Annotated in this window: 13 protein-coding genes; 3 read left to right on the top strand and 10 right to left on the bottom strand. The window is 71.4% G+C overall.

Annotation, left to right across the window (positions count from 1 at the left end; translation table 11 throughout):
- Positions 1-153 precede the first annotated feature (153 nt).
- The 3 genes from ACZ4N5_RS31575 to glmS form a co-directional block, all read right to left on the bottom strand.
- Complete coding sequence (locus ACZ4N5_RS31575; protein WP_467760449.1) at positions 154-1,584, bottom strand: NAD(P)H-hydrate dehydratase; 1,431 nt, start codon at positions 1,582-1,584, stop codon at positions 154-156.
- A 469-nt stretch (positions 1,585-2,053) separates the two neighbouring features.
- Positions 2,054-2,425: a holo-ACP synthase gene (locus ACZ4N5_RS31570; RefSeq protein WP_467760448.1), complete on the bottom strand. Its 372-nt coding sequence runs from the start codon at positions 2,423-2,425 to the stop codon at positions 2,054-2,056.
- 52 nt (positions 2,426-2,477) lie between these two features.
- Positions 2,478-4,325, bottom strand: a complete 1,848-nt coding sequence (glmS, locus tag ACZ4N5_RS31565) for a glutamine--fructose-6-phosphate transaminase (isomerizing) (RefSeq protein WP_467760447.1) — start codon at positions 4,323-4,325, stop codon at positions 2,478-2,480.
- 167 nt (positions 4,326-4,492) lie between these two features.
- On the opposite strand from glmS, the gene coaA reads away from it, so the two are divergent.
- Both coaA and ACZ4N5_RS31555 read left to right on the top strand, forming a co-directional pair.
- Entirely contained in the window at positions 4,493-5,482 is a 990-nt protein-coding gene (coaA, locus tag ACZ4N5_RS31560) for a type I pantothenate kinase (RefSeq protein WP_467760446.1), read from the top strand.
- 91 nt (positions 5,483-5,573) lie between these two features.
- Complete coding sequence (locus ACZ4N5_RS31555; RefSeq protein ID WP_467760445.1) at positions 5,574-6,527, top strand: DUF389 domain-containing protein; 954 nt, start codon at positions 5,574-5,576, stop codon at positions 6,525-6,527.
- An 84-nt stretch (positions 6,528-6,611) separates the two neighbouring features.
- Here ACZ4N5_RS31555 and glmM read toward each other — a convergent pair whose 3' ends face one another.
- From glmM to ACZ4N5_RS31535, 4 genes are all read right to left on the bottom strand, one after another.
- A complete protein-coding gene (gene glmM, locus ACZ4N5_RS31550) occupies positions 6,612-7,970 on the bottom strand; it encodes a phosphoglucosamine mutase (protein ID WP_467760444.1) in 1,359 nt (452 codons plus the stop codon).
- Positions 7,971-8,164: 194 nt separating this feature from the next.
- Complete coding sequence (gene rpsI / locus ACZ4N5_RS31545) at positions 8,165-8,692, bottom strand: 30S ribosomal protein S9 (RefSeq protein ID WP_351126548.1); 528 nt, start codon at positions 8,690-8,692, stop codon at positions 8,165-8,167.
- Positions 8,693-8,734: 42 nt separating this feature from the next.
- Entirely contained in the window at positions 8,735-9,178 is a 444-nt protein-coding gene (gene rplM, locus ACZ4N5_RS31540; RefSeq protein WP_168529673.1) for a 50S ribosomal protein L13, read from the bottom strand.
- A gap of 596 nt (positions 9,179-9,774) precedes the next feature.
- Positions 9,775-10,152 carry a hypothetical protein gene (locus ACZ4N5_RS31535; protein ID WP_467760443.1) on the bottom strand — a complete coding sequence of 126 codons (378 nt, stop codon included), beginning with the start codon at positions 10,150-10,152 and terminating at the stop codon, positions 9,775-9,777.
- Positions 10,153-10,464: 312 nt separating this feature from the next.
- Here ACZ4N5_RS31535 and ACZ4N5_RS31530 point away from each other — a divergent pair, with 312 nt between their 5' ends.
- Positions 10,465-11,352 (top strand): hypothetical protein, encoded by an 888-nt coding sequence (locus ACZ4N5_RS31530; protein ID WP_467760442.1) that lies wholly within the window; start codon positions 10,465-10,467, stop codon positions 11,350-11,352.
- 202 nt (positions 11,353-11,554) lie between these two features.
- On the opposite strand, the gene truA is transcribed toward ACZ4N5_RS31530, so the two are convergent.
- The 3 genes from truA to ACZ4N5_RS31515 form a co-directional block, all read right to left on the bottom strand.
- The gene (gene truA, locus ACZ4N5_RS31525) at positions 11,555-12,421 is read right to left on the bottom strand and encodes a tRNA pseudouridine(38-40) synthase TruA (RefSeq protein WP_467760441.1); all 867 of its coding nucleotides are present in this window, start codon (positions 12,419-12,421) and stop codon (positions 11,555-11,557) included.
- Positions 12,422-12,513: 92 nt separating this feature from the next.
- On the bottom strand, positions 12,514-13,011 hold the full coding sequence (gene rplQ, locus ACZ4N5_RS31520) for a 50S ribosomal protein L17 (protein ID WP_328670906.1): 498 nt from the start codon (positions 13,009-13,011) through the stop codon (positions 12,514-12,516).
- Positions 13,012-13,136: 125 nt separating this feature from the next.
- The coding region (locus ACZ4N5_RS31515; protein WP_324612174.1) for a DNA-directed RNA polymerase subunit alpha C-terminal domain-containing protein at positions 13,137-13,520 on the bottom strand (384 nt) is incomplete at its 5' end.

The following is a 13,520-nucleotide window of genomic DNA, read 5'->3' as shown; positions in this document are numbered from 1 at the left end:
GCGGAAAGGGTCCCCCGATCCGGGCAACGCGTCCGCCGCCCGGTCCCCGGCCCGCACCACACCCGCGGACGAGCCCTGTGCGGGACCGCGGACGCCGAGGGGGTGAACCTCGTGGCCGACGGACCGCGAGGGCCGAGCCTCGTGGGGCGGTGGTCAGTCGAGGGTGTCGCGCCAGGCTTCCGGGATGGCGGCGGCCACGTCGTGCGCGCCGGCGGGCGCGCCGTCCGCCGCGAAGCGCCCGGCGAGTCCGTGCAGATACGCGGCGACACTTCCCGCGTCGAGCGCGGAGAGCCCCGCCGCCAGCAGCGACCCCGCCAGCCCCGACAGCACGTCCCCGCTCCCGGCGGTGGCCAGCCACGCCGTCCCCGTGGCGTTGACACGCACCGCCCCGCCCACGGGATCGGCGACGAGTGTCGTCGCCCCCTTGAGCAGCACGGTCGCCCCGTACAGCCCCGCGAGCTCCCGTACGGAAGCGAGCCGGGCCTCCTCCACCGCCTCCCGGGCGACCCCGAGCAGCGCGGCGGCCTCCCCGGCGTGCGGGGTCATCAGCGTCGGCGCGCTGCGGGCCCGCACGACCCCCCGCTCGGCGAGCCGCAGCCCGTCCGCGTCCACCAGCACCGGCACGTCCGCGTCCAGCACCTCCCCGACCGCCGAGGCGTCGTCCCCGGCCCCGGGTCCCACCACCCAGGCCTGGACCCGGCCCGCCTTCGACGGCCCCTTGTCGGACACCAGCGTCTCGGGAAAGCGCGCGATGACGGCGTCCGCGGCGGGCCCGACGTACCGCACCGCCCCGGCGCCGCCCCGCAGCGCCCCGGACACGGCGAGCACCGCGGCTCCGGGGTAGCGGGCGGACCCCGCGGCGATCCCGACGACCCCGCGCCGGTACTTGTCGCTCTCCGCGCCCGGCAGGGGCAGCCGGGCCGCGACGTCGGCGTGCTGGAGAGCCTCCAGATCCGCCGGGTCCGGCAGGTCGAGCCCGATGTCGACGAGGCGTACGGAACCGGCGTACCCGCGCGCCGGGTCGACGAGCAGCCCCGGCTTGTGGGTGCCGAAGGTGACGGTGAGGTCGGCGCGGACGGCCGCGCCGAGCACCTCTCCGGTGTCCGCCTCGACCCCGCTCGGGAGGTCGACGGCGACGACGGCGGCACGGGACGCGTGCGCGAGTTCGGCGAGCCGTGCGGCATCCGGCCGCAGGCCGCCCTTGCCGCCGATCCCGACGATGCCGTCCACGACGAGATCGGCCCGCCGCAGGAGCGGTTCGGCGGCGCCGGGCGCGGCCGAGGTGCCGCCGGCGCGCAACAGCGCCGCCAGTCCCCCCGGATGGGTCCGTTCGGGGGCGAGCAGCACCGCGGTGACGCCGGCGCCGCGCCGGGCGAGGCGCGCCCCCGCGTACAGGGCGTCGCCGCCGTTGTCCCCGCTGCCCACCAGAAGCACCACCCGGCGGCCGTACACCCGGCCCAGCAGATCCGCGCAGGCGGCGGCGAGCCCGGCGGCCGCCCGCTGCATCAACGCCCCCTCGGGGAGCCGTGCCATCAACTCCCGCTCGGCGGCCCTCACTGTCTCCACGCTGTACGCAGTACGCATGCTGCCGAGTCTCCCGCACCGCCCCCCACCGTGCGCCCCATCCAGGACACCTCCCGGTGCGGCGCCGCCTTTGGCCGGAGCGGAGCGCGGCGCGGCGGAGCGGCGCGGCAGAGCACAGCGGAGCGCAGCGCGGCGGGATTGGCAGGACGCGGCGCGGAACAGAGCCGAGCAGGACGCGGCGCGGAACAGCGGCGGCGACCGGCTACGACCCCGCCACGGGCACCGGCTTCATCGGCAAGGGCGACGTCCAGACCGCTAGCCGGGCGGGACACCGCACGGGGCGGAGCCGGGCAGAAGGTGTCGCGGAGCCGGGCGGGACACGGCACAGGGCCGGGCCGGGCAGGACGCGGCGCGGAGCCGGGCCGGGCAGGACGCGGCGCGGAGCCGGGCAGGACGCGGCGCGGAGCCGGGCAGGACGCGGCGCGGAGCCGGGCCGGGCAGGACCGCCCGGCCCCGCGCCGCCGCCCGGCTACCCCTCCGCCACCACCACCGCCGAGGCCACCCCCGCGTCGTGACTGAGCGACACATGCCAGGAACGAACGCCCAGTTCGGCCGCTCGGGCCGCCACCGTGCCCTTCACGCGCAGCCGCGGCTGGCCGCTGTCCTCCACATAGACCTCGGCGTCCGTCCAGTGCAGTCCCGCCGGGGCGCCCAGCGCCTTGGCGAGCGCCTCCTTCGCCGCGAAGCGGGCCGCGAGCGAGGCCATGCCCCGCCGGTCACCGCTGGGAAGCAGCAACTCACGCTCCACGAAAAGACGTTCGGCCAGCCCGGGCGTCCGCTCCAGCGACACCCGGAACCGATCGATCTCGGCCACGTCGATACCGACCCCGATGATGCTCATGTCCGCACCCTAGAGGGCGGGGCCGCGGCACGGCCTCACGCTGCGGCGCCGCTCACTCCACCGTCACCGACTTCGCCAGGTTGCGCGGCTGGTCCACCTCGTTGCCGCGGGCCGTGGCCAGTTCGCAGGCGAACACCTGGAGGGGGACCGTGGACACCAGCGGCTGGAGGAGGGTGGGTGTGGCCGGGATACGGATGAGGTGGTCGGCGTACGGGACGACCGCCTCGTCGCCCTCCTCCGCGATGACGATCGTGCGGGCGCCCCGGGCCCGGATCTCCTGGATGTTGGAGACGATCTTGTCGTGCAGGACCGAGCGCCCGCGTGGCGAGGGGGCCACGACGACGACCGGCATGTCCTCCTCGATCAGCGCGATCGGACCGTGCTTCAGCTCCCCCGCCGCGAAGCCCTCGGCGTGCATGTACGCCAACTCCTTGAGTTTCAGGGCGCCTTCGAGCGCGACCGGATAGCCCACGTGCCGCCCGAGGAACAGCACCGTGTCCTTGTGGGCGAGGGAGCGCGCGAGCTCCCGTACCGGCTCCATGGTCTCCAGGACCCGCTCGACCTCGCGGGAGATGCGGGACAGCTCCCGGATCACGGCCTGGATCTCGTCGCCCCACTTGGTGCCGCGCACCTGGCCCAGGTACAGCGCCACCAGGTAGCAGGCCACGAGCTGGGTCAGGAACGCCTTGGTGGAGGCGACGGCGACCTCGGGGCCGGCGTGCGTGTAGAGCACCGCGTCGGACTCGCGCGGGATCGTCGAGCCGTTGGTGTTGCAGATCGCCAGCACCCTCGCGCCCTGCTCGCGGGCGTGCCGCAGCGCCATCAGCGTGTCCATGGTCTCGCCGGACTGCGAGATCGCGATGACGAGCGTACGGCGGTCCAGGATCGGGTCCCGGTAGCGGAACTCGCTGGCCAGCTCCACCTCGCACGGGATGCGCGTCCAGTGCTCGATGGCGTACTTGGCGATCAGCCCGGCGTGGAAGGCGGTCCCGCAGGCGACGATGACGACCTTGTCGGCCTCGCGCAGCACCTGGACCGGGATGCGCACCTCGTCGAGCGTCAGCGAGCCGGCCGCGTCGATCCGCCCCAGCAGGGTGTCGGCGACCGCCTTGGGCTGCTCGGCGATCTCCTTGAGCATGAAGTAGTCGTAGCCGCCCTTCTCCGCCGCCGACGCGTCCCAGTCGACGTGGTAAGAGCGGACCTCGGCGGGGCTGCCGTCGAACCCGGTGACGGTCACACCGTCGCGGCGCAGCTCGACCACCTGGTCCTGCCCCAGTTCGATCGCCGACCGGGTGTGGGCGATGAACGCGGCGACGTCCGAGGCGAGAAAGGCCTCCCCCTCGCCGATGCCGACCACCAGCGGCGAGTTCCGGCGCGCCCCCACGACCACGTCCGGATCGTCGGCGTCCACCGCGACCAGCGTGAACGCCCCCTCCAGGCGTCGGCACACCAGCCGCATCGCCTCCGCCAGGTCCGCGCACGAGGAGAACTCCTCGGCGAGCAGATGGGCGACCACCTCGGTGTCCGTCTCGGAGGCCAGGTCGTGGCCCCGTTCGGCCAGTTCGGCGCGGAGCAGGGCGAAGTTCTCGATGATGCCGTTGTGGACGACGGCGACCCGGCCCGCGTTGTCGAGGTGCGGATGGGCATTGGTGTCCGTGGGTCCCCCGTGGGTGGCCCAGCGGGTGTGCCCGATCCCTGTCGTTCCGGCCGGCAGCGGCCGACTGCCCAGTTCCTTCTCCAGGTTGACCAGTTTCCCGGCCCTCTTCGCGACGGCGAGCCCCCCGTCCGCCAGGACGGCGACACCCGCCGAGTCGTAACCCCGGTACTCGAGCCTCTTCAGTCCGGCCATCACCACGTCGAGCGCCGACTGCGACCCCACATAACCCACGATTCCGCACATGGCGGCAGCGTACGGTTCGCCGCCCGTCCGAATCAGGCTCACCGTGCCCGATATCGGAAATTCTGGCGCCCTTGGCGGCGGCCGCCGGGCTCCCCGGACCCCTCCCGCGTCACCCGGCGTGACGGACCCCACCCTCCATCCCGGCCATACTCCCGTAACAATGGACTGTGATCTCTCCGGTCTCCTCGTTGCCGCGGAGCGCCCACCGGTCAAAGCCGGAGGCGACTCCCTACGTCGACCTCACTCGTGCCGAGTGGAGCGCGCTGCGTGAAAAGACGCCGCTCCCGCTGAACGCCGAGGAGGTCGAGAAGCTGCGCGGCCTGGGCGATGTCATCGACCTCGACGAGGTACGGGACATCTATCTGCCGCTGTCCAGACTGCTGAATCTGTACATCGGCGCCACTGACGGGCTCAGAGGCGCGCTGAACACCTTCCTCGGCGAGAAGGGCTCGCAGTCCGGGACCCCGTTCGTCATAGGCGTCGCCGGTTCCGTGGCCGTCGGCAAGTCCACCGTCGCGCGGCTGCTCCAGGCCCTCCTCTCCCGCTGGCCCGAGCACCCCCGCGTCGAACTGGTCACCACGGACGGCTTCCTGCTCCCGACCAAGGCGCTCGAAGCGCGCGGCCTGATGTCCCGCAAGGGCTTCCCCGAGTCGTACGACCGCCGGGCCCTGACCCGGTTCGTCGCCGACATCAAGGCGGGCAAGGACGAGGTGACGGCACCCGTCTACTCGCACCTGATCTACGACATCGTGCCCGGCGAGCGGCTCACGGTCCGCCGCCCCGACATCCTCATCGTCGAGGGCCTGAACGTGCTGCAGCCGGCGCTGCCCGGCAAGGACGGCCGCACCCGCGTCGGCCTCGCGGACTACTTCGACTTCAGTGTGTACGTCGACGCCCGCCCCGAGGACATCGAGCGCTGGTACCTGAACCGCTTCAGCAAGCTGCGCGCGACGGCCTTCCAGAAGTCCGACTCGTACTTCCGCAGGTACACCCAGGTCTCGGAGGAGGAGGCCCTCGACTACGCCCGTACGACCTGGCGCACCATCAACAAGCCGAACCTGCTGGAGAACGTGGCCCCGACCCGCGGCCGGGCGACCCTCGTCGTGCGCAAGGGCCCGGACCACAAGGTCCAGCGTCTCAGCCTGCGCAAGCTGTAGTCCCGGACGGGCGTCCGGCGCGACCGCCCTGCCCGGCGGCCTCGTACAACCGCCCCTACGGCAGTCCCAGACGGACGACTAGTCTGCGGCCATGCTGCACCTGCGCCTGATCACTCCCGCCGACCGGACCGACGACGTAGTACGCCTGATCGAGAAGACGGTCGGTACCACGCACCTCGTCGTGCTCCCGGGTGTCGCCCGCAATCCGGCGGGCGATGTCGTGATGTGCGACGTCGCGCGCGAGGCGGGCGACGAACTCATCGGCGCGTTGCGGGAGTCGGGGCTCGACCGGACCGGGTCGATCGCCGTCGAGACCATCGAGCTGTCGCTGTCGACGCGGGCCGACGAGGCGGAGGAGGAGGCCCCGGGCGAGGGCGCGGACGCGGTGCTGTGGGAGCAGCTGCGGGACGCGACGCACGAGGAGTCGACGCTCAACGTCACCTATCTCGCGTTCCTCACCGTGGCCACGATGCTGGCGGCCTGCGGCGTGATGCTGGACAACGCGATCCTGATCGTCGGCGCGATGGCCGTGGGCCCGGAGTTCGGGCCGCTGGCCGGCATCTGCACGGCGCTGGTGCAGCGGGCCCCGCAGCTGGTGTGGCGGTCGCTGTGGGCGCTGCTCGCCGGTTTCGCGGCGGCGATGGTCATGACCGCGGGCTTCAGCTGGCTGATGGACGTCTTCGGGCTGTTCGACAAGTCCATGGTGGAGGCGGCCCGGCCGAACACGGCGTTCATCTGGAAGCCGGACTGGATGTCGTTCGTGGTGGCGTTCCTCGCCGGAATCGCCGGGACGCTGTCCCTCACGTCCGCCAAGTCGGGCGCCCTGATCGGCGTCGCCATCTCGGTGACCACGGTCCCGGCCGCCGCGAACGCCGCCGTGGCCCTCAGCTACACGGACTACGCCCAGACCTGGGGATCCACCAAGCAGCTGCTGTTCAACCTGCTCGGCATCGTGGTGGCCGGCACGCTCACACTGCTCACCCAGAAGTGGTTCTGGGCGATGCAGCGCAAGCGGCAGGTCGCCCGGCCGGACCCCGCCCGGTAAAAGGCCGCCCTGGCGGCGGCGCCGCGCACAGCCGTGAGGCCCGGCACCCCTGGGGTGCCGGGCCTCACGCGTTCAGGCGCAGAACTAGCCGAGCGCCGACTTCACCGCGTCGGCGAGACGGGCGGCCACCGAACGGGCGTGCTCGATGTCGGCGGCCTCGACCATGACGCGGACGAGCGGCTCGGTGCCGGAGGGGCGCAGCAGCACCCGTCCGGTGGTGCCGAGTTCGTGCTCGGCGTCGGCCACCGCGGTGGCCAGCTCGGGGGAGGTGTTCACCCGCGAGCGGTCGACGTCGGGCACGTTGATGAGGACCTGCGGCAGCCGCTCCATGACCGAGGCGAGGTCCCGGAGCGTACGGCCGGTCTGCGCGACCCGGGCGGCGAGCAGCAGGCCGGTCAGCGTGCCGTCGCCGGTGGTGGCGTGGTCGAGGATGATGACGTGCCCGGACTGCTCGCCGCCGAGGGCGTAGCCGTGCCGCTTCATCTCCTCAAGGACGTAGCGGTCGCCGACCCCCGTCTGGACGAAGGCGAGGCCCTCGCGCTCCATGGCGAGCTTGAACCCCAGGTTGGACATGACCGTCGCGACAACGGTGTCGGAGCGCAGTGCGGAACGCTCCCGCATCGCCAGCGCGAGAACGGCCAAAATCTGGTCGCCGTCGATCTCGTCGCCCGTGTGGTCCACGGCGAGGCAGCGGTCGGCGTCGCCGTCGTGCGCGATGCCGAGGTCGGCACCGTGCTCGACGACGGCGGCCTTGAGAAGCTCCAGGTGGGTGGAGCCGCAACCGTCGTTGATGTTGAGCCCGTCGGGCTCCGCGCCGATCGTGATGATCTCGGCACCGGCCAGCGCGAAGGCCTCGGGCGAGACCCGGGCGGCCGCGCCGTGCGCCTCGTCGAGGACGACCTTCAGACCGTCGAGGCGGTTCGGGAGGACGCCCATGAGGTGGGCGACGTACTGGTCGAAGCCCTGGTCGTACGAGTTCACCCGGCCGACCCCGGAGCCGGTCGGGCGGTCCCAGGGAGCGCCGGTGCGGTGCTCCTCGTAGACGCCCTCGATCCGGTCCTCCAGCTCGTCGGCGAGCTTGTGCCCGCCACGGGCGAAGAACTTGATGCCGTTGTCGGGCATGGCGTTGTGGCTGGCGGAGAGCATCACACCGAGGTCGGCGCCGAGCGCCCCGGTGAGATAGGCCACCGCCGGGGTGGGCAGCACGCCGACGCGCAGGACGTCCACGCCCGCGCTGGCGAGGCCGGCGACCACGGCGGCCTCCAGGAACTCCCCGGACGCGCGCGGATCCCGCCCGACCACGGCCACGGGCCGGTGGCCTGCGAACGTGCCCGCCTCGGCGAGTACGTGCGCCGCTGCCACGGAAAGCCCGAGCGCGAGCTCGGCCGTCAGATCCGCGTTGGCGACACCGCGCACGCCGTCCGTGCCGAAGAGTCGTCCCACTTGTCCTCCTGAGAAAGCTGCAGAGTACGGAAGTCCCCCGAGGATACGGAGGTCATCCGATCACATGAGCCTTTGAGCACCTTGTGCCGTTATACGCCCAACCACTGTGATAAACGAACGCCCCGGCGGCACTGTGGCGTGCAGCCGGGGCGTTCGGAGCTACGCGTACTACGCGCAGAAACAAGCGGCGAAGATTAACGCTTGCTGTACTGCGGGGCCTTACGGGCCTTCTTGAGACCGGCCTTCTTGCGCTCGACCGCACGGTCGTCGCGCTTGAGGAAGCCGGCCTTCTTGAGGGCGCCGCGGTTGTTGTCCACGTCGGCCTCGTTCAGCGCGCGGGCCACGCCGAGGCGCAGGGCACCGGCCTGACCCGAGACGCCGCCACCCGAGATGCGGGCGATGACGTCGTAGCGGTTGTCGAGCTCGAGCACCTTGAAGGGCTCGTTGACTTCCTGCTGGTGCACCTTGTTGGGGAAGTAGTCCTCAAGGGTGCGACCGTTGATCTTCCACTTGCCGGTGCCCGGGACGATCCGGACGCGGGCGATGGCGTTCTTGCGACGGCCCAGGCCGGCGGCCGGCTGCGGGTCGCCGAAGCGGCCGGCGAGCGACTCGGAGGTGTACTCGCCCTCGACGGGCACCTCGGACTCGCTGGTGTAGCTCTCGATGTCGACAAGCTCGGTCTCAGTCTCTTCGACCGGCTGCTCAACGGTGGTCTCGGCCACGATTCTCCTCAGATTCTTTTTCGTCTTAGGGGGTGGCCGGAACTACTGCGCGACCTGGGTGATCTCGAACGGGACCGGCTGCTGCGCAGCGTGCGGGTGGTTCTCGCCCGCGTAGACCTTCAGCTTCGAGAGCACCTGACGGCCCAGGGTGTTCTTGGGAACCATGCCCTTGATGGCCTTCTCGACGGCCTTCTCGGGGTTCTTCGCCAGCAGCTCGTCGTAACGGACGGAGCGCAGACCACCCGGGTAACCGGAGTGGCGGTACGCCAGCTTCTGGGTCTTCTTGTTGCCGGAGAGGTGCACCTTGTCGGCGTTGATGATGATGACGAAGTCACCAGCATCGACGTGGGGCGCGTAGATCGGCTTGTGCTTGCCGCGCAGAATGTTCGCAGCAGTGGTCGCCAGACGACCCAGGACGACATCCTGGGCGTCGATGACGTACCACTGGCGAGTGATGTCGCCGGGCTTGGGGCTGTACGTACGCACGGTCGTAGCCTTCGCTTCTTCAGTGAGTGGGTCCTGACATGGCCACCACGGACGATCACGACAGCCTTGACCGCACTGCGGTGACGCATACCGCGTGCTGGTCGCTGGTCATCAGCCCCGGTGGACCGGTGTAAGGGCCCCTCACGTGAGAATGAGCAAGCCAATACACATAACGAACTGCAAGCTTACCCGCGCGGCCCCGGAAGGGTCAAAACGCGAGTGCTCACACCCTCGTCGCCCGTCGTCCCTGCCGCGGAGCGACGAAGTGGTCGGGGCCGCCGAGCGGCAGATGCCGGGGACGCCGGAGCGCCACCGATGCAGTCAATACACAGGGTAAAGCAGTCCCGGACGGAACGCCGGGACTGCGCTTCCGGCCTGGGCCCCTCGGCGCCGGGCGCCTGCGACACCAGAGCCGGCCGGAACGAGGGCCCACGGGCCGCCGAACCGGGATACGGCAGCCCCGCGAGCAGCAGCGGCACCACGACGAGCAGACAGTGGTCGTACGACGGCCGGGGCACCAGGAACGCCGAGAGCATCAGCGGCACCGCGGCCCCAACGAGCCGCAGGGGCCCGGGAACACCGCCCGACCAGCGGCGTCACGCGCCCAGGACCCCGGCACCCGCCGCCGCGCAGGCGAGCGGCACCGCCACCCAGGACGGCACCCCGAGCCGCGGCGGCACCGCCACCGGAGAAGCTTCGTAAAGGCGTACGAATCGATCACGGCTCCGCAGCGGAAACGGCAGCGTCCGTGTGACGAACGCCGCAGGATCGGGCATCAGCAGTGCCGCCCCGGGGCCGGCACCAGGACCACCACGGCCGGCCCGCGCCGGCGGCGCGCGAAGAGGAAGAGCGGCGCCGCCCGGCGCGAGCAGCGGCTTCAGGGCGAGGAGCGCGCCGACGACCACACCGGCCCACCCCCGCCGCCCCCGCGCGGCCTGCAGCAGGGCGAGAGGCAGCGCCGCGGCGGCCGTCACGCACCGCGGCGAGCACCGCGCTCAGGAAATAGAGGAAGCGCCGGTCTGCGTGGGGCGAGCCGCCATCCAGCCAGGTGCGCGCGGCCCGTACGACGATCGCGTGCTCCGTCCCGCCTGTCGCGGTGTCGCGCGCGACCTCCACGGCATGCACGCAGAGCACCGCACCCGACACCGCCCACGCATGCCAGGAGGCCCTACGTACCAACCACCCGGAGATGTCACTTTTGCCCATCCGCAGTCAGATCACGCTAGGGGCTCAAGTGCCCGGTGGAGCGGACCGGCACCCCCCAACGCCCGTCTAAGATGCGGCGCATGAGTTATGGGCAGGGTGGGCAGGGGCAGCCCCCGTGGGACCCCTGGAAGCCGGGGTCTCAGCAACCGCCTCAGTGGGGCAATCAGCGGTCCGGCGGGAATCCCGACTGGGCCGCAATGGCAGAGGCTTCCGAAACGCGCAACAGGCGCCGCAAAGTGCTGTTCATCGTGGGCGGGGCGCTGGCCACCGTCGCGGTCGGCGCGGCCGTGGCCATGGCCGTCGCCAACGCGAACGGGAACAATCAGGCGGGGAACGAGCCGTCCAAACTGCCCGCCAGCGCGGACATCCCGGGCGCCACGACTCCCGCTCCGTCCTTCGCGCCGACCTCGGCTCCGCCGCCGCTGGATCCGAAGCAGTTCATAGCCAGCGCGCAGAAGGACACGGCGCCGCTGAGCCCGGACATCCTCTTCCCCGGTACGCAGCTCACCATGGGCGACCGCGTGTACCGCAAGGGTCCGACGGCCGACACGAAGAACTGCGCCTCGGCCGCCAAGGGCACGCTGCCACCGGTCCTCACCAAGGACGGCTGCACCCGTTTCCTGCGCGTCACCTACGTCAAGGACGGGGTGGCGGTGACGGTCGGCGTCGCGGTCTTCGACACCGAGGCGAAGGCCAACAAGGCCAAGGCCGACGCGGACAACAAGAGCATCATCGCCTCGCTCCCCGGCAACGGCATCAAGGCGTTCTGCGATTCGGCCGTCTGCCGTTCGACCACCAACGCCTACGGCCGTTACGCCTACTTCACCCTCGCCGGTTTCACCAACGGCAAGGACGTGACGGCGAAGGACACCGCGGTGTTCACGACCGGCGACGATCTCGCGGAGTTCGCCTTCCGTCAGATCAGCCGGCGGGGCCAGGCCCAGGCATCGGCCGCGGCCAACCAGTAGCGGTTCCGGGCGGCGGCCGACGAACACCGGCCGCCGCCCCGCTCCGCCGCCCTCGCCGGGTCACCCGCGACCGTCCACGGTCATCAAGTGGATCCCGGCACTCGGCAGTTGAAGCGCCCTCGGTCGAGGCACTGCCAGCCGAGGCTCTGCCGGTCGAGGCACTCCCGGTCGAGGCTCCGCGCCCGGCGAACACGCGCAGGTGTCAGCAGGTCTCGCACCCGCCCGCACCCGGCAACGCCCGCTTGTTCCGGGCCTCCTTGTTCCGCGCGGCCAGCAACTCGTCCGCGGGGTAACCGACTTCTTCGAGCGTCAGCCCGTGCGGCCGTACGACATGAACGGCCGAGTCCCGTACGCCGGCGGCGAGCACCTTCCCCGGCCACTCGGGCCCGCGGTGCCCGTCCCCCACGAACAGCAGGGCCCCGATCAGCGACCGCACCATGTTGTGGCAGAAGGCGTCGGCCCGCACCGTGGCGGTGATGACACCGTCCTCACCGCGTACCAGGCTCAGTTCCTGGAGCGTACGGATGGTCGTCGCGCCCTCGCGCTTCTTGCAGTAGGCGGCGAAGTCGTGCTCCCCCAGCAGCCGTTCGGCCGCCACGTTCATGGCGTCCACGTCCAACGGCCAGTCGTGCCACAGGACATGACTGCGCAACAGCGGGTCGACGCCGCCGGGTTCGTCGGTGACGCGATAGGCGTAGCGCCGCCAGATCGCGGAGAACCGCGCGTTGAAACCGGCCGGCGCCTCGGTGAGCGACCACACCCGTACGTCCTTCGCGAGCCGCCCGGCGAGCCGCTTCAGCAGCTTCTCCCGATGCTCGGCCCACAGCTCCTCGGGGAGGTCGACGTGGGCCACCTGCCCGCGCGCGTGCACCCCGGCGTCGGTCCGCCCGGCCACCGTCAGCTCGTACGTGGTGTCCTTCGTCCGCGTCACCGTCCGCAGCGCGTCCTCGATCTCGCCCTGCACGGTCCTGCGTCCCCCGGCCTGCTTGGCCCATCCGGAGAACTCGCTCCCGTCGTACGACAGGTCCAACCGCACCCGTACGAACCCGGGCTCCGCTTCGTCACTCACACCTAGATCCTCTCAGCACCGGGTTCCTCCCCGGCAACGCGAAAGCGGGCCCGCCCCCGAAGGGACGGACCCGCTCACAGCAAGGCAGTGCCTCAGGCGTCCTTCGACTCCTCGGCGGGAGCCTCAGCGGCGTCCTCGACCTTGGTGTCCTCGACCTTGGCCGGGGCCTCGGTCTCCTTGGCGGCACGCTTGGTGGCCGCCTCGGCCTCACCGGTGGCCTGCTGGGCCACGGTCAGGGCCTCCACCAGCTCGATGACAGCCATGGGCGCGTTGTCGCCACGGCGGTTACCGATCTTGGTGATACGGGTGTAGCCACCCGGGCGGTTCTCGTAACGCGGGCCGATCTCGGTGAAGAGCGTGTGCACGATGCTCTTGTCCGTGATCACCGAGAGCACCTGACGGCGGTTGTGAAGGTCACCCTTCTTCGCCTTGGTGACCAGACGCTCCGCGTAGGGACGCAGGCGACGGGCCTTGGCCTCGGTGGTGGTGATGCGGCCGTGCTCGAAGAGCGACTTCGCGAGGTTCGCGAGGAGCAGCTTCTCGTGCGCGGCGCTGCCGCCCAGACGGGCACCCTTGGCGGGCTTCGGCATTGTTTCTCCTAGGTGTCTGCCCCGGCCGTATCAGGTACCGGGGACAGTGTCCGAGCGGGCGATTGCCCGTCGAAGATCCGGGGTCCCGAAGGACCCCGGAGGACGGAAGCCGTCCCAGTACTGGCTCAGTACTGCTCGGTCTCCACGAAACCCGCGTCCGCGTCGTCGTCGGCGCCGAAGGCGTCGGCGGCGGCGGTCGGGTCGAATCCGGGCGGGCTGTCCTTGAGGGCCAGGCCCATGCCGGCCAGCTTCGCCTTGACCTCGTCGATGGACTTCGCGCCGAAGTTGCGGATGTCCAGGAGGTCGGCCTCGGAGCGGGCGACGAGCTCACCCACGGAGTGGATGCCCTCACGCTTGAGGCAGTTGTACGAGCGGACCGTGAGCTCCAGCTCCTCGATCGGCAGCGCGAGATCGGCGGCAAGGGCGGCGTCCGTGGGGGACGGGCCCATGTCGATGCCCTCGGCGTCGATGTTGAGCTCGCGGGCCAGACCGAACAGCTCGACCAGGGT

Source organism: Streptomyces sp. NPDC026500 (assembly GCF_055567635.1).
This window is presented reverse-complemented; position numbering and strand designations above follow the sequence as displayed.